The organism is Legionella dresdenensis (genome assembly GCF_042649825.1).
GTDB classification, from domain to species: domain Bacteria; phylum Pseudomonadota; class Gammaproteobacteria; order Legionellales; family Legionellaceae; genus Legionella_C; species Legionella_C dresdenensis.
Genome location: NZ_JBHSAB010000028.1, coordinates 35,541 through 55,663 on the forward strand (window position 1 = coordinate 35,541; position 20,123 = coordinate 55,663).

The following is a 20,123-nucleotide window of genomic DNA, read 5'->3' on the forward strand; positions in this document are numbered from 1 at the left end:
TATTCAGTTGTCATTGCAAACGAAGTGAAACAATCCAGCATGGAAACATTAAGCAGTTGGCAGCGCTCCGGACCTTTATTAATAGCCTTTCACAATATCCAGGCCAAAGGGGGCAAATATCTCCTTACCGTTAATCATTACTTGTACAAACAATTTGACGAATCCAGCCTTTTCAGGCTCTAAATGAAATTCAAGTACAGGACCGCCTCTGTCAGTCATATTCACTGGCTCAGGCCCCATAGGGTGGATATGTACCAGTGATTCCAGATCATCGCTAAAGCCGACAATATGGGCATAGGCGCCCATGATTGGTTCCAGGTTTTTGACTGGCTGTCCTTGGGAATCAAAAATTTCTACTTTACCCATGGATGGTTCGCCTACGATCAGGGCAGGGGTATTGAACGAGAGTTTGAAGGTATAACCATTCACGGTAGCAGTCATGGATGGGACGCGCTTGATAATTGCCGGTTTAAATTTACCAAAGGGCAAAATCGATGAAAGAATAAGCTGTTTTCTGGTCTTTTGCGGAGTAATATCAAGCCATAAGGTGTAATTGCCAGTACTCCTTTTGGCATCAAAAGTGATTTTATACACGCCGGGCTTGTTCGTTGCTACCGGATGGACATGGCTATAATCTTCCAGGCTGTCATCAATAATCATGGCATGGATGCGTTGCGTGTGTACCAGCGCAAGTTCTTCAAAAATTACCGGCGCTTTGGTTTCTTTACGAAGCAGGCTGAAGGTGACCGTGCGTTTATTGTCATGAATAGTCAGACCAAGGATATAAATTTCCATATCCGGCTGTTGCAGCTGCGGAGCAATCTTCATTTTTTTAGTACGGTGCTCATGCGTTTCATAACCGCGATCAATTGCATGTATTGAAGACGCAGCCAGAGCCAGTACCAGAAAACCGAGTAGTCTTAGCATAGAGATATGATTCACAACAATGAAAAAACGGCGTCAAGCAGCATAATGGACACTACCTTGGATTTCCCCTGATGCTTTACGCCGGGAGTCTGCTTATCAGATTCAGGCCATTTCTTCTGAAACTGATTCAGCTGTTACTACAACATTAGAGGCATGCAGACCGCGATCCCCTTTTTCCAGTGTATAGCTTACTTGCTGTCCTGGAACAAGAGTTTTGTATCCTGTGCCGCTAATTGCAGAAAAGTGAACGAAAATATCTTCGCCGCCATCTGCCGGCATAATGAATCCCCAACCTTTGGCGTTATTAAACCATTTAACTTCGCCCGTAGCCATAAATCCTCCTTTTTGCTTAAGCATCAGCTATTGTTTCTGAATTTCAATAGCCGCATTCATCCATAAACGACCCATAAACCATATGGGATAATTCAACATAGCGCAAAACAGGGAGAACTAACAATAGTTTTTTTTATTTTTTTGCAAAAAAATTTGTTTTCATTGTCTGTATTTGCATTATCAATAAAAAGGGCGGCATAATTGCCGCCTGTTTTTGTCTGCGGCTGTTATCCATGTCCGAGCTTTTTAAGATTGATCCACGTTTATTGGCAAGTTCAATTGCGGTTGCAGAAGGCAAGCTGTCAACTATTCTGCTTAAAAACAATCGTCATTTCCCCTGGTTAATTTTGGTGCCCCGCGTGAGTAATTGCAGTGAAATTATTGATTTGAATCAGCAGCAGCAAATTGTGTTAATGCAGGAAATTTCTCGGGTTTCCTCGCAAATGAAAGTTTTTTTCCAGCCAGATAAATTAAATATTGGCGCATTGGGTAATATTGTTAATCAGCTTCATATACATATTATTGCTCGTTTTAAACACGATGAGGCCTGGCCGCATAGCCTTTGGCAGGCGGGGATTGTTGATGAGCCGTATGGTAGTGAGGAGCTGGGTGAGTTGGTGAACCGGCTTCGCTCTTTATTTAATTAAGAAAGGAGTGTTAGGCTTTACAGCACTCCTTTAAAAAATACATTCATACTCTCTAATATGCTTTTAATATAATCAATCTATAATTAAAATAATCAAATTGAAAATGGAAAGATTATGCCTGATTTACCCCAGCAAATTACCACAGCATTTTTATCGCCCGCTGAAGGTATTCAACAAACCTTTTCTTTTATAGAGCCTAAAACCGGTGGTATTCATGTCGGTGGGGTTTATCAGGATGAAGCCGGGCAACGTTGGTTGTTTAAACCTTCTGAGCCAATTGATGCGGTAAGAGAAGTTATCGCCAGCCAGATTTATCGGCAACTTGCCGGCCCGGATAATGCGCCTGAGGTGTGTTTAATAAAGCAACCTCCGCCGGGCCAGTGGATGGTTGCTTCCAAATGGTGTAATGATCTGCAGCCCTTTTCCACGACTGCGCCGGGCATGGAAAAAATGCTTATTGCTTCCTTTGTTGCTGGCGATGTCGATTGTGTTGCAAAAAATATTGCGGCCAGAAATGGGAATACTTTTCGTTTTGATTTTGGTGCGGCATTAAGGCTCAGGGAAGACGATGAGAGGGAAATTAACCTGACCGCAAGTCTTTATGAGATAGCGCGAAAAACCGGTTTTGACTTTTTAAAATCAGGTCAACATATTGATCCGCAGAAATTGGTTACCGAATGCAGCCAGTTACCCGAACTGGCAATTGATTGGCAGCAGTGGCAGACAATTTATGATGAAGCGCTGCAACTGGCGAATGGGGTTGATCCGGAAGAAGCAATTGCGAATCAGCAAAGGTATGTTGCACAAAGGCTGCAAGTGATACAGAACCTTGCAAATTCAAATCAGAATATTCCGCCACTGAATGATTTGACTACAGAAGAGCAGGCTGTTTATACCTATCTGGTTAAATTTTATCAGACGGTTGCGCCTTTTATGAAGCCAATTAATCCCGAGAGTTATGTCGAAAACAATGCCAGACAGCATTTCAACCAGTGGAAACAAACAGGAAGACACCCTGCCTGGTATTGTGATTTGGTTAAAAGCTCGCTACAAGAACTAGGCCACAGCCGATTTTTACAAGAAAATGGTATTCCAGCTAGTGCCGATGTTGAAAAAATCAGGCTTGCACAAACAATTGAACAGAGCGAGCCTATATGTTCTTTATCTTTAATTCAGAATGAGCACGAGCATCCAGAGCATCGGGTGCTTGCATCATTACTGGTTCATATTAACGGCGAGCTAAAACGTCTGGAGGCGCAAAACTCCCCGACAGCAGCATCTGCTTATTCCAGGCAAGGGAGCGGCGATAAAATAGCCTTGTACACTCAGTTGGCCCAAGAAATCAGGCAGACATTACAAGAGCCGCAACTAAAGACGGAAACTGTAACCAATTTCATTAACCAGACTGCAATTATATCGCACCATCGTCGGCATCGAACCGTGGATAAGGCTGTTGGATTTTTTTCTGCCGGGTTTAAAAATGTTGAAAGCAGTTCATGGACCAGTTATAAAAAATTTATCAGGGATCTTAATTCTATCAACAATAAGCTTCCCGATACGCTTAAAAATAGCCTGAATGATAGCGTTAACAAACCAGTTAAAGCGACTATTCCTTATAAAAAAGGCGAGGATATGGAAATTACGGTTAAAGGGTACGATGATTATCGGGCAAATAAGTTATAATTTGCCCGATCATTTGATATTAACGGTATTGCTCTAACGGTTGCTGATCCGGAAACAGCTCTGAGAGAGGAACTGAAAAGCCATTTTCCCGCACAATACGGGCGTGGCGGCGTTGCAATTGGCGCGGTTCTTCCACACCGCAAGAGTGGCAGATAATAGCAATTTCGTGAGCCATGTTATTCGCATAATTATAGACTCGCTCGGCCTTATCCTCGATAACCAGACCGCGTTGCAGATTGGGATTGTGGGTTGCCACACCGGTTGGGCAAGTATTTTTATGGCATTGCATAGATTGGATACAGCCCAGAGCAAACATAAAACCGCGTGCTGAATTCACAAAGTCTGCACCGGCGCAAAGCGCCCAGGCAACATTGGCCGGGGTAATTAATTTGCCGCTGGCAATAACCCGGATCCGTTTGCGCAGATTATAAGTCACCAGAATATCAACTAAACGCGGCAGTGACTCCTGAATCGGAATACCCAGATAATCCATTAACCCCTGAGGCGATGCACCCGTACCGCCGTCTGCACTGTCGAGAGTGATAAAATCAGGCGCAAATTGCACACCGCGTTTATGGATAGCCAGACATAAATCATGTACCCACTCATAACTGCCCAGTACGAATTTACAGCCAGTCGGTTTACCGGTTACCCGGCGGACATGTTCAATGGCATTCAATAATTCTTCAACGTTACTGATATCAGTATGGCGATTAGGACTAATTGAATCGGTGTGCGGCAGAATACCGCGAATTTCAGCCACTTCTTCGGTTACTTTGACTGCTGGCAGGATACCGCCTTTCCCGGGTTTGGCGCCCTGACTTAATTTGATTTCAAACATTTTCACATTGTCGTGGGCAGCCAATTCACGCAAACGGGCGTCAGACAGATTGCCGTCTCTGTCTCTGACCCCGTATTTCGCGGTGCCTATCTGAACAACCACATCACAGCCTGATTCCAGATGATAAGGTGAAACACCGCCTTCGCCGGTATTCAGCCAGCATCCTGCTTTTTTTGCGCCGAGCGATAAAGCGCGAACAGCGGGTTTTGAGATGGCGCCATAGCTCATGGCGGAGATGTTAAAGATATGGTTGGAGGAATAGGGTTTGGAGCAGAATGGGCCAATGATCAGCGGTTCTATAGTTGCCTCATTGGTTCCAAGCGGAGGAAACGGAGCGCTAACGAAGTATACTGTACCAGTCAGATTGAGCGGACGGGTAGAGCCAAAACCAATGGTGGTATCGATGTTTTTTGCCGCCCGGTATACCCATGAGCGCTCTGCGCGATTAAACGGAAGCTCCTCCCGGTCGCCGGCAAAGAAATATTGACGGAAAAATTCGCCAAGGTATTCAAACAGATAACGAAAATGTCCAATAACTGGGAAATTACGCAATACTGCGTGTTTTTTCTGGGTTTTGTCATGAAGATAAACGCTAAACAGGATTATAGCCAGCGTGACGCCAAAAACGATGAGCAGGAGCTCGTCAAGCTCCAGGGCGCGTAAAAAGAATACGTCTTTTCTTTTTAAATCAAGTTCTTCCATTTTTTTAAAATCCAAGTCCCTGGGAAAGCATTTATTATAAAGCTATTTAAAGTGAATGTAACGCTGGAGATTTCCGAAGAAGGATGTAATTTCGTCCAATGTATGCAAAGAGTTGATTTCAGTGATCATTTCATGTCGGCGCAATAATATGCATACTGATCTATAATAATCATATCGATCCCAAATAAAACCAGCAGAATGCCTAATCTGAACGATTTATATTTAAGGGAAAAAACCAGCGAACAAAAATACAGCGCTACACCGCAAGGCAGTATCGATATCAATCGGCTGTTAAGAGGCTTGCCTTATTGGCGTAACAATACGCTGGAGGTTAATTTAAAACCGAAAACGCTAGTTTTAGCTGATTGGCGTGCTGCAAACTGGGCAGAAGAAAAAAGAGAGAAAATCAAGTCGCTCATCCGGGCACTGCTTGAAAAGCAATTTCCCATCTACATCTGGCAAGACTCACGTCTTCTCCAGCTAAGCACGGATAACATCGAGTTACTAGACGATCCGCAAATCAGAAAAAATATCACGCCAGTTAAGAACGAAGATATTTTAAAAAAGACAGCAGCTGATTATAAACTAGGGCATGATCAAGTTCATATTGTTAACGATTACTGGCTTGACTCTTTACTGGACGAGCAAGCTGATCCCAATGAGCATTATCTTGATCAATGGGATGTCGAATACTTTATTTCTTCCGGCTATCCCTTTTTTGATGTACATTTGGATGAAAAGCTGGCAGCCTTTTTACCTCAATGCTCTCCTTTGGTTACAACGATAGTTCATAGTTCCTTTTCCGATAATGCAAATGCACTGCTAAAGCAATTAAACACCCTAATGCCGCAAGCAAAATGCCTGACAAAAATCAAACGCCTTACACTCAATAAGTATAACTTAAATGTTTTGATAGAAACTGGAAGCATTGAATGCAATGGTTTTATATTTAATATTGAACAGCTTGCTGATCTTGAAGAATTGCGGTTAGGTGATTTAGATGATAGAGCAATAGCCAGGCTCCCTGAAATCCTGGCAAAAACCCCAAAATTAAAGAAACTGCTTTTCGCATCCTATATCTCTGATTTTACTGTAACGCATCCCTGCTGCCTTCCTGCCCTTGAAAACATTACAATGAGATACAGTGGCTTTGACATAGACGATGGTTTTATCAAGAATCTGCTCGCGCCTAACGCAAGTACCCTTAAAATATTTCAAACCAGTTACTGCAGTTTTAACCTAACCCAAATTGAAAAAATGTCATTACCCCGATTGGAAGAACTTAGTCTTTGTGATGCTGAGGTTACGGACAATCAGATAGAGGCGTTTCTGGCAGGTTGCCCTAATCTAAAAAAATTAAATCTTCTGACAAAAGCCTGCCGGAATAACAAAGAAAGTTTATCAATACCCAATCAAAAATTTAAATTAGTCAGCCTTAGTATCCCTGAAGCTAATACAAAAACCTTCCTGCTCGATAAAGAAACAAGCAAGCATTTAAAAGAGCTTACCCTCTCAGGTGCATTTAATGGTGAAGTATGGGGTGCGTCTGCTTTGCCTGCCCTGCATACGTATAAATTGGAAAAGGTAACTAAAAAGGGAGCTTTTAATACAGATACGCCGCTTCCTGAATGGCCCACACTTAAACAGTTCTCGCTAGATGAATGCGTTATCTACCCAGAACAATTGCAAAATTTTTTGCAAGCCCTACCCAATATCAAGCGCTTGTCTATCTTAAACTGCGATGGGCTACGCAAAGATGCGACCATCAAATTATTTTTAAATGCTCTCGAACATCTTGAGATTTCATGTACGCATATTAAAGAAGGTGTTTTTCAAAGTATCTTTAGCCAAATTCCCAATTTAACTGCACTTAGCCTGGATAAGACCGGCATAGTGCCCCTGTATATGGGAATACTTAGCCTGTCAAAGTTAGAATATTTAAATCTCCGTGATGTTACTCTTACAGCAGAAAACCCGCAACAATCCGTAAAAGGCTCCTCGAGGCTCAAAAAAATTGCCCTTAAACATGTCAGAGGTTCAATTTCTGAGCTAGTGAGTGCCTTTGATTTTGATAATCTGGAAGAACTGACTATCGACACCTGCGGTATTGATGACAAAACCTTGTTGACGCTTATAGCCAAAGCCCCCAGATTATACCTTATTCGGATAACTAATTGTCCATCGCTTTCAGCCGAGTTAAGACAAAAATTTGAACGGCAAAAATTGGACTGGGAAAGCATTAATCATATAAGAAAAGAGTTTAGCCAGAGTTCAAATAATTATGCTCCACCAGACACTCAAGAGTTTGCTCCAGGAACTCAAGAACTTTCTTTAACGGCAACACCACCGATTTATGAAAACCACCAGCATAAACTGGATGCAGACACCAAACCTGACCCTGATAAAGAGTTTAATGTCGAACGTGTCTTTTATGCGCTTGATGGGGGTAACCCGCCTGATGTGAGTAAGGAGCGTCATGCGGTATTTAATGCCTATAGTGTTAACCCTGATCCTTGTAACGTCAATGATGCGTTCACTATCTATAATAAAGGTGAACTTGATCTTGTCGAACGGCCTGCCATTGCCTGTCAAGGCGATATTTTGGCCTTGGAAAAAACGCTTGCCAAAGTCAAAAATGGCCGGCGATTTTATGGTAAGCAGGTGCTGCATTTAACCCATAAATGGCAGGCTGTTCGCTCATTATCCGCCAATGAAAACGTCACTCATTACCATGTTGAACCAGGGCCTGTAGAGATGGCCTATTCTCAACGTGATAACCTGTATTATATCCGTACTACAGGGAAGCCTGTTGAAACGGTTCTGGATTTTTTGGTAGAAGTACCAAATAGTAACTTTTCCGTGCCAAATGAAGTAAAAGAACTGGCGCAAACAGTTAGGCAGTATAAGGTAGCTGAACTCAAGCTGCCTTCCGGTCCGCTTACGGGTCAGGAATACCTTACAGCTATTGAGCAACAACAAGCAGGTGCATGCCGCCATCGCGCCCTTGCTTTCTGCGATTTGCTAAAACAACAATGCCCTGATATTCAAGCCCGAATAGTAGAGAATGGTTGCCACGCTTATGTGGAAACTTTGCATAATGGGTGTTGGGTAGCGCATGACTTGGGCGGCTATCCGGCCAAAGTAAATATTCATGATAACCTTAACCGTAAGCCTACGGCTTCACAACCTTCGCAGTCAGAAATTCCTGCACCATTAGCAGCAAAAATACACGAACAACAACCGGATAACCCGCCCCTGCGGGCGAATAAAGCGTTAGAAAATTACTTCACGACATGGAAAGAAACCACGCTGCCGCTTACCGAGCCTGTATCATTTTGCCAGACCTTATTAAGCAAGGAACACAAAAAATTATTGGTACGATGTGATTCAGAGGAACAGGTAAACGCCCTTGGATTAACATTACAAACGCAGTGCGTTGCCCGCTCGCGGCCAGTTTTTTATATCAATTCAGCAGAGGATTTAGTATGTTCAGCGCCTTTTGTCAAAAGCCTTAATGGCAAAGGAGTGATCACAAAAGGTCCGGGTGGCCCTTTGTTTGATTTCCTCCAGGCCCATAATGATCCAGCCAATCCACCGGTTCTGGTGGTCAATTATGATAAATTCAGCGACGATGATTTAATCTGTTTTAATGGCTTGCTCGATGATAAACGCCATGCCGATGGCACCGCGCTGCCTAAAGGCGCCCTGGTGATTGGGATACAAAACAAGAATAAACCAACCTGTTATCAAGGTAGTGATTTTTATTCCCGTTTTGAGCAGTGCATCGCTTGCAGTGTGCCGCTTGAAAACCTTAAAGCAAGTTATCCAGCTTTGTCTGTCTCATCAGCTATTCCCAACGACAGCATCCCTATTCAACTATTTAACGGGGCAGACTGGAAGGAACGTCTGCTGGGGGGATGGATAATTAAAGGCCAGGATTTGATTTTCCAACCTGGCAGCCTTGCAGAAGCCATTGAATCCGGCAAGCCGGTAGTGATCGAAAACGGGCCGTGGGATGATCCGGAATTTGTCTATTTCTGGGAGCAGGCAAAAACGCTTGGCGAAATCAGGCACGGCAACGAACGGATTAAATTACCAGAGAATTTCTCATTAATTACAAAAAAGGGATATGACTGGGCGTCACTGATAAACCAGGTGCAATGGCAGGAGGGCTTAAGTTCAGAGGCCCTCCCGTTAAACCCTGGGAAACTCTATAATTTTTTACAGCAGTATCATTGCGATAATAAGCGGGAAACACTTGATACGGTTCAAGGCCTTATCGCAGACTCGGCGAATAAAACATTGGCAGTCAACCTGACCCGTAAACTCACAGAAGATCAATGGGCGCTATTGCTCGCCGAATGCCAGAAACATCAGGTGCGCTTGCAAGTTCATTGCACAACCAGCCTTGATTTACCGCCTGAGCTTAAGGCGCCTGCACTAAAATCACCGCCTTATGCGCTTAATGCAGACCAGGTTAAGATCATTGAAAGCAGTGATCTCGATGCCAGTGTCGCCACGCTCACTGCGGCCGATCCGGAGGCGGTTGTTATTGATATCTCAGAGTGTGCCCCGCATGAATTGATTGAACATATTCATTGTCATCTGGATGAAAAATCGCTGGCTTTTAAATTTTGGAAGGAAGGGCGTACCTTGCCAAAGATGTTAGCCGCTAATAAACAGATCATTCTCAAAGGGCGTTTTAGCCGGGAAATGGCCGATGCGCTATCACCCTGGCTGCTTAAATCAGGTTCCGGTCAATTAACGCTGGTTACGGATAAAGCGGAATATTTTCACTATTTGCCAATCACACGCCAGTCAGTTACTGCAAGCGATAAACTGACTATCTTGCAAACAGAGTATACTGAGAGTGAAATTACCTGTCTGGATCAGCACTATTATGACAACGAGGGGTTAGCCCAATTAAAAGCAAGGCTCCAGTATTTACGAGCTAATCCAGAAGCAAACAGTGATAAAGCCTGGCAAGGTATTACCGCTCTTCCAGCTTACACCCAATTACCAGATTTTGATTTGACAAACAGTGCAGCTATTGCCAGTGCTTTTAATGCAAGCCGCCTTAAAATAATTAATCAGGTCTTGTCCTATGCCCCCTATGCGCTTTTAACTGGTCTGACTGCAGTGGGGAAAACGACATTTATTAAGGAGGTATTAGAGCCCTCGGGCGTTAAAGTTCATTATGGGGAAAATAACTTGCGTGCCTGGGCTGAAGATACATCAGACACGCTTAAAGTGCTGTTTATTGATGAGGCCAATATCGGCTCCAATAACTGGTCTATGTTTGAAGGCTTATTCAATAAACCGCCAACGATATTGATTGATGGCATATTGCATCCTTTAACTGACAACCATAAAGTCATTTTTGCAGCCAATCCGCTAAACTATGGCGGCGAACGTATCTTGCCTGCCTTGTTTAAACAGCATGGTAATGCGATTGTATTTGAACCTTTGCCAGCAGAGGCAATTTATGAAGATAGCCTGAAACCAATTTTTGCCAATACAGCCTGTGCTGGCAAAGCCGAGGCAATTGCACACAAAATTCTGGCTGTCTATCGTTTTCTGGTTGAATGCTCAACAACCGAAGTGCTCATTTCGCCACGCGAATTACAAATGATGGCGCTGCTAACGGCCAGCTATCATGCCAAACACCCGGAGAGCGACCCGCTGATTTTGGCAGAACATTATGCCTGGCAATTAGGACTGGCCTGTGTGCCTTCGCACAGGAAAAATGCCTTTAATACCGAATTTAAGCCGAAAACGCAATTTGTTCATGCGCCAGCGCACCTTAATTCCGAAGTAAAAACCAAATTCATTATCACGCCATCCCGCCAACCCCTTTGCCAGCAACTCGATGATTTGCTTAATTTGCATGACTTTCGTCAGCAAGCCACTAATTCAGTAAAAAAATTTGGCGGATTGGGCGGAATGATTATCGAGGGTGATCCGGGGGTCGGTAAAAGTGAGCTGGTCATGGATCGCTTGCTTGCCCATGGGTTTAAAGAGGCGTATATGGGTGATGCCGTGGTTCCCGCAAAAGCGTTTTACCGTATGCCAGTGAGTATGTCGCCTGCCGAGAAGGAAGCGCTGCTTAAAAAAGCGTTTAAGCAAGGCGCGTTTGTTATTGCCGATGAAATCAACAGTTCTCCAATGATGGAGCGTTTGAATAATGATTTGCTGTCGGGAAATTTACCCAATGGAGAAAAACACGGGCAGCCAGGCGGCGCCTTGATTGGTACGCAAAATCCCATCACCCTTGCTGGCCGAAGGCCGACAGGTACCGCTCTCGCTCGGCGGTTAATCAATACCGGGCTCCAGCCATTAGCGGGTGATGAAATGCTCGCTATTGTTAAAGAGAAGGGCATCGAAGAGGAAATGGCACAGGAAATAATAAGGGTATTTGAACAGCAGGCCGAGTATGCACGCCGCCACAACAAGCAACCTGCTCCAACTTTTCGCCATTTAATGCGGCTGACAAAACATATTATCAAAGGCAAAATTAAAGCAGAGGAATTGTTAGAAAGAGCAGCGCCCATAAACAAAACGGTTTCTCCATGCGATTTTCCAGCACCAAGTGCTGTTGCAGCACCAGACCCGGTTGCAACATCTGGTACTGCTCCAGTACCAGATCCGGTTCCAGCATCAGACGCTGTGCCAGAATCCGTATTATCTGAAGAAGAAGCCAAACCGTCCAACCACAACGCGCTGCCACATTCCACCGCAACACAAGCAGCAGCAACGCAACAGGATAAACTACTTGAACTCCTGATTGGCATTTGCAGCAATGACAGCTATTGGGAGAAGTTCACCAGGGTTGGTAAAAAACCCAGGGGCGTGATAGAGCTTCAGGGTTATCTCAACCTCGAAAACCCTGCTTGTATCGACTCAATCAGTAAGTTGTGTGCATTCAAATACAGTAGGTATTTACAATTCTTCCATTATCACGCTCGCGGACGCAATACCACAACTAATGAACTCTATCGCATTTTATCCCAGCTAAAAAATAAAGATGACGCCACCCTGACCAAAGTTATACAAGAGCTGGAGGCTTTTCAACAACAGCAGGCCAATATGACACACAGGCTTTAATATGCTCCCATAAGCTATACTGCCGCTGTTTTTAAACTATACTGTATGTATCATAATAATTCATTGGTTGCTATGTCACTAAAAGACACTATTCAACAGGCTCGGGCGCAAATAGTAACGCATTTGGAAGCGAATTTGTCTGATGCTGTAATAGAAAAAATCAAGTTTGATTTAAGCGCACTGCCATATACCGATATTAAACAGGATGCGCCACAGGTTGCTGCTGTCAAAACGTTGCTTAATTCGCTTTATTACGCCGAGCAGATTGTGAACGGCCTGGAGAACAAAAAAGCCGCACTGGGCAATATGGTCTTGAGTCCGATACAAACTGCCAAATCATGTTGGAACCTTTACCAGACCGTCTGTAATTTTAGCGTTATTATATCGGAGGCAGGCGGTTTGCTTGGCCCGGATATTGATTTATTACAACCGGTTTTGACGGAGACGTTGCAACTTGTCGAGCAATCCGCTGCCTGGGAACAGATTAAGCAGTTTGATGCGGTCAATAATTCGGGCGCTATGCTTGCTGCGGGAATTAATGCTTTAAAGCCAGCGCCGAAAGCCAGTGTCCAAAGTACTGTAATTGTAGAATTCGCAAACCAGATCCCCGGTATTCTTAATCAGATTAACCAGGCTCTCAACAATAAAGGGGAGAGTAGAAACATCGGATTATCTCAAGTGCAGCTTGACGCAATGAGCAGGGTGGCTGATATTGCATTTGATGATAAACTAATGGGTAATGTATCACTAAATCGATTTGCAAAAACTGCTCAAGGGTTGCAAGAGCTTATTAATCAAATCAATACTGAAAAAGATAGCCTTACTGAAGAAACCAGAGCGCATTTTAAATCGCTGCTTAAGCAAAATATCAGTGATTTATTATGCCTGCTTGATGAAATCGAGTGTACCAACTATTTAAAAGCAGGGATTCTCAGCAACCCTTTACTGGCTGCGCTTGCAAAACAGTTAGGACTGGAAGTGGTTGAGGAGTGCATCAAGCGTAGTCAAAAACAACGCCTGGAAGCGCTGGGATATCATAACATTGCTGCTCAGGAAGCGATTAATGAAGTCGACCGGCTTCAGGGGCAGAGTAATAAATTTTTCAGCTTACTGAGGAAATACGAGGGGCAGCGTTTAAGCGCTTTACCGGCCAAGACCCGTAATTTGTTACGCCAGTATTATAAAGATATTCAGCCTGCTGTTGCTCATCAAAATTTGGAACTGGATAAAATGTTTGTGGAGGCGTTAAACGATGAAAAAAGCCCACAATCAATTTGGGACCATTTGAAAAAATTCAATGTAACGTTAGTCGAATTTCTTTCTCAGAATGAAACCAATCATTATGATAAATTGCAGACTGGCGTTAATGAGTATTATAAATCACAAAAAGATAGCCAGGTATTAAAACAGGATGTTATTGTGAGCGCGCGGCACAAGCTCCAGGGAATACGCTTTAATGAGCTGCGGCCTTACTCGCACAAAAGTAAACTTGAATTATTTGAGGTTTCTCCGGAAACACAACGGGCTCAGAACAAATTGGTCCTGGACAGTGTTAACGCAGTTACCCAGTGTGCCAGGCAATTAACCTGGTATCTGACAGAACGACCCGCTTCGGGCCCTGGTTTTTTTCAGCCCGCTAAAGTAGAACTCGATGCGATCAGAAAAACATACCTGAAAGGGCAGGAGATTATCCATCGTCTTGATCCCGAGTTGGATAAAAAATTTGTCGCCGCGCTCAATACTGGTAACAAGGAGGAACTGGTAGAACTTGCAGCTACTTTAAATTCTGATCAGCTCAGGCATAGTTTGGAGGCGGTAAAAACGTCAGTAGAAGCAATGCGTGTTCCACTTTCCAAACCAGAACCGGTAACCGAATTATTACCCGTAAAACGGTCCTCTTTGAACACTATGCGAGGCCATTTTGCTGCTCTGCAGGAATTAAAAATATCGAAGCTCAGCAGTCAGGCCTTAAAGTATGTGCAAGATGCTCGTGAACCTACTTTGTCAAAGAGAGTGGCTGCACGATTTACCGCGAAATTGCCGCATGTCATTGCGGATGATGATCCGGCCATAGTGCGTCAGGTTAAATTGCTGGAAAATGGTATTCATGAGCTGAACTCGGCTTTAGAGGCGTTTGAGCAAATTAATCCCGAAGCAGGCGTCATGAAATTAATGTGGGGTATGAAAAATGTCGGCATCAAACTTTTAAGTGTAAATTCAGCATTTCAGTCTTTGGCGCCTGAGCTACAAGAGCGTTATAGGGCAGCAGTCGACAAACTTAATGATTTTAAAGAATTGATTGTCAGTAATGAAAATCAATTGACTGGTCTTGCGAATGTTAACAGGCAAAGAACTCAAATAGAAAATGGTATTTATCAATTGAAAGAAGTTGCGCGCTTGATGGCGAAAGGCGAGCGGAAGCTGCGGGTGAATTTGGAGTGGGAACCAGGAAAGACTAAAAATTTTACCCTGGAAGAATTAAGTAATCCTGAAATGATGGATAAGGAAATTCGGAAACTCGTGAATAGCCTCGATAAGCTTTTGCCCCAGCAGGGGGGAAACAGAGATGCGCTAAAAAATATACAAATTGTGAAGCAGCAGCTTTCCAAATTTCTGCAGCGTGTCGGTAGCGCTCTAGGAACTGTTAATAAGGCTGCAATGGAAAAGCTACCGGAAATGAAAGCGCAGTTATACAAAGAAGTGCTCCAGTCTGTAAGTCAGCTTGAAGATGACAACTACCTGAAACCGGGTATTTTGTTAGTGCCTGCGTTGCAGTATGTGGACAAACTGTTTTATTCCCTGGTTATCAATCTCAATTTACCTTATGACGATAAAGTCGCTGTTTTAAAAGATAGTCATTTCATAGATGATTTCCGTCATACCCTGCGAGAACAGCGTAAAGAACTTATTCTCGCAAATCCGAAAAATGAATTGGATCCGTTGATTAAAGCAGATAAGTTAGAGTTTGCTGATACGATATGGTTGCAGCATCTTACCAGTTATGAAAATAATCATGAACAGTTATTGGATGTTGAGTATGGTAAAATACTTGCCAAAGCAATGGCTAAGGCGGGCCAGTTACAATCTCCTTTTCGAGAGCAATTTAAGGGTGAGTTGGATAAATTCTATCAGGAAAATCGCAAGCAACTGCTTGGCAAAGAATATTCGGTAGCAAAATTTACTAAAGACATTGCAAAATTTGAACAGGGGATTTTACCGCAATATCGTTTCCTCCAAAAAGTATGCAGTGGTCTTGATGAATTTTGTAACAATCATAAAGAGATCACTAACACGGAATTGGCAGGTTTTATTGATAAAAAGAAACAGCAGTTTACTGATGCTGCAGTACCTGTCAGTGATCGTTTTCAACAAGCCCATCATCTGGCTAAAGATCCTGAACTTGTTGAAATGTCCAGAAACAGCTCGCTGGCAAGGAAGTTCATTAACTGGATTAAAGATATTGTCTCTGCAGTAACCGCTACCTTTGCTTCTACTGAAAGTCTCGAAAAACGTAAAGCAACTTATATCGTTTCAGCGGTTAAAGAGGTTTATAAAGAAAAAACCAATCTGGAATCCAGGAAGGAGGATTTGTCGGAACCGGAAGTGAAAGCAAATGTTACGCCGGGTGCGTAACGCCTGATCCACTGCTATTAAGTTAAGGAACTTGTCATCCCCGCGCAGGCGGGGATCCATCCCTCAAACGAGGTAAGGAGCAAACTTTAGAAATGGATTCCCGCCTGCGCGGGAATGACAGTACCCTTAACTTAATGGCAGTGACGCCTGATCCCTCTTGGTATTCTGCTATTGGCAAGCTATGATTACTGATTGCTTACCTTATTGATAATATAATGAATTTTCTAAAAAAGAACTGGCTGATCAAACGCTTTGTAATCTGGTCATTTTTATTAAATTCGTTTATTTTTTGCATCGTTGGCGCGGGCTATTTAAAAACGATGCTGGCTTCGGATACCTTGTTTCAAAATTCTTTCTGCCGTTTTGAGAGCCTGCTTGGAAAGGCAGTTGTTATCAGTTTTGCGGTTTTGAATTACCTGACTTATATGATGTTGCTGGCGTTTCTGCCAGGAATGCTCATTTTGCTGATTGCATTATTAATCCCCAATAACCGTTTGATAAAATGCTTAAGCTTTTTGACGGCAGTAATCTGCCTGCTGGCTATTATTGCAGACAGTCAGGTCTACTCCCTGTTTCGTTTTCACATCAATACCACTATCCTCGGCATGGTATTTGACGGCGGTATGTTGGGGATATTTGGTTTTTCGCAACTGGAGCTGGGGTTTTTTGCCATTATAATTGTGCTTGTAGCTTTGCTTGAGTACTGGCTTGTGCGATTGGTCTGGCAAAAGATAGTTATCGCAAACCGTTTTAATATTGAATATACCATCCTGATTATGTGGTTGGGTGTATTTCTGATTTGTTATTTCACCTTAATCCAGTCGCTGAGCAAGTATATGAATATTTTCAGCCAGCAGACACCCAGTTTGCCCTGGTATACTCAGCTGTACTCTTATCTGATTCCCAGCAGCAATGTTGAAGATATTTTATATCGTTATTCGGAGCACAAATATTCACAACCGTTATTTGTTACCGACAAAGTCAAATACCCACTGACGGATATGCAGTGCCGAAAACCTGATAAACCCTATAATATTATCTTGATAATGGTTGATTCCCTGCGTTTTGATGCCCTGCAGGAAAAAGCCATGCCGAACGCGGTTCGCTTTGCCGGCAAAGGTTTGCAGTTTAAGCATCATTTAAGCGGAGGTAATTCAACGCAAGCCGGGATTTTTTCTTTATTTTATTCGTTACCTTCCATGTATTGGAGCGCAATGGCATCCTATCAGGTTGCTCCGGTTTTTATTGATCTGCTCCTTGCTAATGGTTATCAATTCCATATTCTATGGTCGCAAGGTATAAAAAAACCACCGTTCTATAAAACTGTGTTCAATCATATTTCCGATATTGCCTGGAAGGGCGGCGCACCTGGCTATGACATTGGCGACAAAGATCGCTTTATGACCAGTCAGGCAATTAAATTTTTAACTGAGAATACTGCAAAAAAAACAAAACAGCCTTTTTTTCTCAGTTTATTTTATGATGCGGCACATGGCTACTGCGGTAACCAGAGTTATCCTGAAGAATTTAAACCGGCTATTCAATACTGTCTCAGGCTCAGAATGAACAATAAAATTGATCCGCTTCCTTATCATAACCGCTATTTAAATGCCGTAAAGTTTGTTGATGGCGAAATTGGCAAACTGCTTGAAGCAATTGAAAAGCAAGGGTACTTGAATAATAGCATTGTGATTTTAACCTCTGATCATGGTCAGGAATTTAATGATAACCATCAAAACTACTGGGAACATGCCAGCAATTTTACCGATGCCCAGATTCATGTGCCGCTGGTTATTCACTGGCCGGGGAAGAAAGCTCGAATAATTAATTATCAGACTGGCAGTTATGATATCGTACCGACCCTGATGCAGGGTATATTCGGCTGCCGTAATCCGATTAATGACTACAGTATTGGCCAGAATTTATTACTTAAAAAGGAGCGCAAACCTTTTATGCTGGTCGGCAGTTATGTCAATATGGGGATTGTAGAACAGGAAAGACTCACGACATTACAAGTCTCGGGTAATATTATGATTACTGACAAACGGGCGGTACCGATGGAATATGCTTTACCTGATAAGGAAATATTGAAACAGTCAATGTATCTGATGCGGAAATATTATGCCAAATAAAATGCGTTTGGGAGTGTTAAGCCTGTTAGTTGCCAGTGTTATATGGCCAATTTCTGTTGCTGCGTCATTGTTTACTTTCCAGCAGGCAATTATTATTGCCTGGAAGAATAATCCCGACTTACAGGCAGCTATTGACAAGTCAAACGTTCAAAAAGGCAAAGTATTACAATCCGGTTTATATCCTAACCCCTTTTTCCTGCTCCAGGGCGAAGATTTTGGCGGATCAGGAGTTTATAAAAGTTATGAATCTGCTGAAACAACGTTTTCAATTACTCAACCCATACCGCTGGGTAATCGCCTGCATTACTTAAAAAACGCCGCTTATGCTGATTATCTGACAGCAATTGCTGCTATTAACGTTAAAAAATCGGCTATATATCGTGATGTGGGTTCGGCTTATATAGATACCTACTATGCTGGGCAATGGTATGCGGTGACTCAAAAACTTACCCGGTTACATAAAAATCTGGTGGCAGAAATTAAACGCCGATTACAGGCGGGAGCAGGCGCTCAGCTTGATTTGAAGCTTGCTGAAATTCGTTTGGGCGAAGCAGTGCTTAATCAGCGCCGTGCATTGGTTGATTTAAAAGTGGCAAAAGCCGCGCTGACTCGGGTTTTAGGCAGTGCAATTCCCGCACATAGCGAATTCAGCGACAAAGGATTACGGCACCGGTCTTGGCCCTGGAAAGTCATTAAAAAGCAGATGGATCAAAGCCCGGCATTAATTGGTAAAAGATTGCAGTTAGAAGCGCAGCGAAAAAGAATTATTGCGGTTAAAAAAGCGGTATGGCCGGATTTGATGCTTCAGGCAGGAGCACGTCATTTTTCGGATGACGGCAGTAATGCCGCCGTTATGTCAGTGGGCGCTGAAATGCCGGTTTTTGATCGGAATCAGGGAAAAATTGCTGCCGGTTATGCGCAATATAATCAGATATGCTATGAGTTAAAATCATTGCGTCTGCAGTTGGAGCATAATCTCTATCAGTTAGCGGTTAATGCTGAAAACAGTGCGTATGAAGCCGAGCAAGTGACCAAAGTTCTGTTGCCGCATGCCAGGGAAGCAATTGATTATGCCCAGAAGGGTTATAAGCTCGGCCGTTACAGTTATTTCGAGTTATCTGCCGCAATGAATGCCGTATTTGAAGAAGAGAAACATTACCAACAGGCTCATGCACAATTACACAAGGCCTATATACAGATTGCAGGAATTTTAGGGAGAGATGATGCAGCTAAATAAACAAAGTCTGACAATTATTCTGGCGTTGTTTATGCTATCGGCAGGACATGCTCATGAATCAGGGCAGATTCAACTCACGGATGAAGCCGTTACGCGGAATCAGATTAAAATTGAACAGGCACAAAGCGCAACGATCAGGAGAGTGCTGGATGTCGTCGGCAAAATAAGAGTAAATACTGATAATGCCGCAGTCATTTTCCCGCGCTATTACGGCATTATTAAATCAATGACTAAAAATCTTGGCGATTCTGTAGTGAAAGGGGAAGCCATTGCGGTTGTTGAAAGTAACGAAAGCCTGCAAAGCTATACCATTTATTCGCCAATTGCCGGCACTGTGGTAAAAAAACAGGCGATAGCCGGAGAATTAGCCAAAGGCGATAAGCCGATTTATCAGATTGCCAATCTGGATACAGTCTGGGCTGACCTGACTGTTTATCGTAAAGAGGCAAACCTGGTTAAAAAAGGAATGGCTGTTACCATCAATGCCGATGCCGGCGGTACCGAGGCGCGTTCAGTAATCAGCTATATTTCCCCACTCGGCATTGAAGATAGCCAGACAATATTAGCGCGGGCGATTTTAACAAATCCGACTGGTGAATGGTTGCCTGGCATGTATATCAGTGGAACTATTCTTTTGGCAGAAAACAACGTACCGGTAGCGGTTCGTCCAGATGCTATTCAGCAGCTGCAGGATAAAACCGTCGTGTTTGTGCGTAAAGGGCAGCAGTTTATCCCTACACCGGTAACGCTTGGTGAACAGGATGCAAAATGGATTGAAGTGAAATCAGGCCTGAATGCTGGCGACAGTTATGCCGCGGAAAACAGTTTTTTATTAAAAGCTGATTTGGGTAAAAACCAAATTGAGCATGATTAAAAATACGGAG

The 20,123-nt window shown here is 43.2% G+C and carries 10 protein-coding genes; 7 read left to right on the plus strand and 3 right to left on the minus strand.

Annotation, left to right across the window (positions count from 1 at the left end):
* Nucleotides 1–78 precede the first annotated feature (78 nt).
* Together ACFORL_RS11495 and ACFORL_RS11500 are read right to left on the minus strand one after the other, a co-directional pair.
* A complete protein-coding gene (locus tag ACFORL_RS11495) occupies nucleotides 79–927 on the minus strand; it encodes a hypothetical protein (RefSeq protein WP_382344150.1) in 849 nt (282 codons plus the stop codon).
* A gap of 102 nt (nucleotides 928–1,029) precedes the next feature.
* On the minus strand, nucleotides 1,030–1,260 hold the full coding sequence (locus tag ACFORL_RS11500; RefSeq protein ID WP_382344152.1) for a cold-shock protein: 231 nt from the start codon (nucleotides 1,258–1,260) through the stop codon (nucleotides 1,030–1,032).
* 233 nt (nucleotides 1,261–1,493) lie between these two features.
* Between ACFORL_RS11500 and ACFORL_RS11505 the strand changes: the two genes are divergently transcribed.
* Both ACFORL_RS11505 and ACFORL_RS11510 read left to right on the plus strand, forming a co-directional pair.
* On the plus strand, nucleotides 1,494–1,907 hold the full coding sequence (locus ACFORL_RS11505) for an HIT domain-containing protein (RefSeq protein WP_382344154.1): 414 nt from the start codon (nucleotides 1,494–1,496) through the stop codon (nucleotides 1,905–1,907).
* A 114-nt stretch (nucleotides 1,908–2,021) separates the two neighbouring features.
* The gene (locus ACFORL_RS11510) at nucleotides 2,022–3,590 is read left to right on the plus strand and encodes a hypothetical protein (RefSeq protein ID WP_382344156.1); all 1,569 of its coding nucleotides are present in this window, start codon (nucleotides 2,022–2,024) and stop codon (nucleotides 3,588–3,590) included.
* 19 nt (nucleotides 3,591–3,609) lie between these two features.
* Here the strand turns inward: ACFORL_RS11510 and ACFORL_RS11515 are convergent, their stop codons facing one another.
* A complete protein-coding gene (locus ACFORL_RS11515) occupies nucleotides 3,610–5,133 on the minus strand; it encodes an FMN-binding glutamate synthase family protein (protein WP_382344158.1) in 1,524 nt (507 codons plus the stop codon).
* A 198-nt stretch (nucleotides 5,134–5,331) separates the two neighbouring features.
* On the opposite strand from ACFORL_RS11515, the gene ACFORL_RS11520 reads away from it, so the two are divergent.
* The 5 genes from ACFORL_RS11520 (at nucleotide 5,332) to ACFORL_RS11540 (ending at nucleotide 20,113) form a co-directional block, all read left to right on the plus strand.
* Nucleotides 5,332–12,237: a hypothetical protein gene (locus tag ACFORL_RS11520; RefSeq protein WP_382344160.1), complete on the plus strand. Its 6,906-nt coding sequence runs from the start codon at nucleotides 5,332–5,334 to the stop codon at nucleotides 12,235–12,237.
* 72 nt (nucleotides 12,238–12,309) lie between these two features.
* Entirely contained in the window at nucleotides 12,310–15,870 is a 3,561-nt protein-coding gene (locus ACFORL_RS11525; protein ID WP_382344162.1) for a hypothetical protein, read from the plus strand.
* Nucleotides 15,871–16,085: 215 nt separating this feature from the next.
* Entirely contained in the window at nucleotides 16,086–18,002 is a 1,917-nt protein-coding gene (locus ACFORL_RS11530) for a DUF3413 domain-containing protein (protein ID WP_382344164.1), read from the plus strand.
* 1 nt (nucleotide 18,003) lies between these two features.
* Entirely contained in the window at nucleotides 18,004–19,239 is a 1,236-nt protein-coding gene (locus ACFORL_RS11535) for a TolC family protein (protein WP_382344202.1), read from the plus strand.
* Nucleotides 19,226–20,113 carry an efflux RND transporter periplasmic adaptor subunit gene (locus ACFORL_RS11540; RefSeq protein WP_382344166.1) on the plus strand — a complete coding sequence of 296 codons (888 nt, stop codon included), beginning with the start codon at nucleotides 19,226–19,228 and terminating at the stop codon, nucleotides 20,111–20,113. The genes ACFORL_RS11535 and ACFORL_RS11540 overlap by 14 nt, the downstream gene beginning before the upstream one ends.
* The last annotated feature ends 10 nt before the right edge of the window (nucleotides 20,114–20,123 follow it).

Coding starts and splice junctions, on each gene's coding strand:
- ACFORL_RS11520 (WP_382344160.1), top strand. CDS start 5,332: ATGCCTAATCTGAACGATTTATATTTAAGGGAAAAAACCAGCGAACAA.
- ACFORL_RS11500 (WP_382344152.1), bottom strand. CDS start 1,260: ATGGCTACGGGCGAAGTTAAATGGTTTAATAACGCCAAAGGTTGGGGA.
- ACFORL_RS11495 (WP_382344150.1), bottom strand. CDS start 927: ATGCTAAGACTACTCGGTTTTCTGGTACTGGCTCTGGCTGCGTCTTCA.
- ACFORL_RS11510 (WP_382344156.1), top strand. CDS start 2,022: ATGCCTGATTTACCCCAGCAAATTACCACAGCATTTTTATCGCCCGCT.
- ACFORL_RS11505 (WP_382344154.1), top strand. CDS start 1,494: ATGTCCGAGCTTTTTAAGATTGATCCACGTTTATTGGCAAGTTCAATT.
- ACFORL_RS11515 (WP_382344158.1), bottom strand. CDS start 5,133: ATGGAAGAACTTGATTTAAAAAGAAAAGACGTATTCTTTTTACGCGCC.
- ACFORL_RS11525 (WP_382344162.1), top strand. CDS start 12,310: ATGTCACTAAAAGACACTATTCAACAGGCTCGGGCGCAAATAGTAACG.
- ACFORL_RS11535 (WP_382344202.1), top strand. CDS start 18,004: ATGCGTTTGGGAGTGTTAAGCCTGTTAGTTGCCAGTGTTATATGGCCA.
- ACFORL_RS11540 (WP_382344166.1), top strand. CDS start 19,226: ATGCAGCTAAATAAACAAAGTCTGACAATTATTCTGGCGTTGTTTATG.
- ACFORL_RS11530 (WP_382344164.1), top strand. CDS start 16,086: ATGAATTTTCTAAAAAAGAACTGGCTGATCAAACGCTTTGTAATCTGG.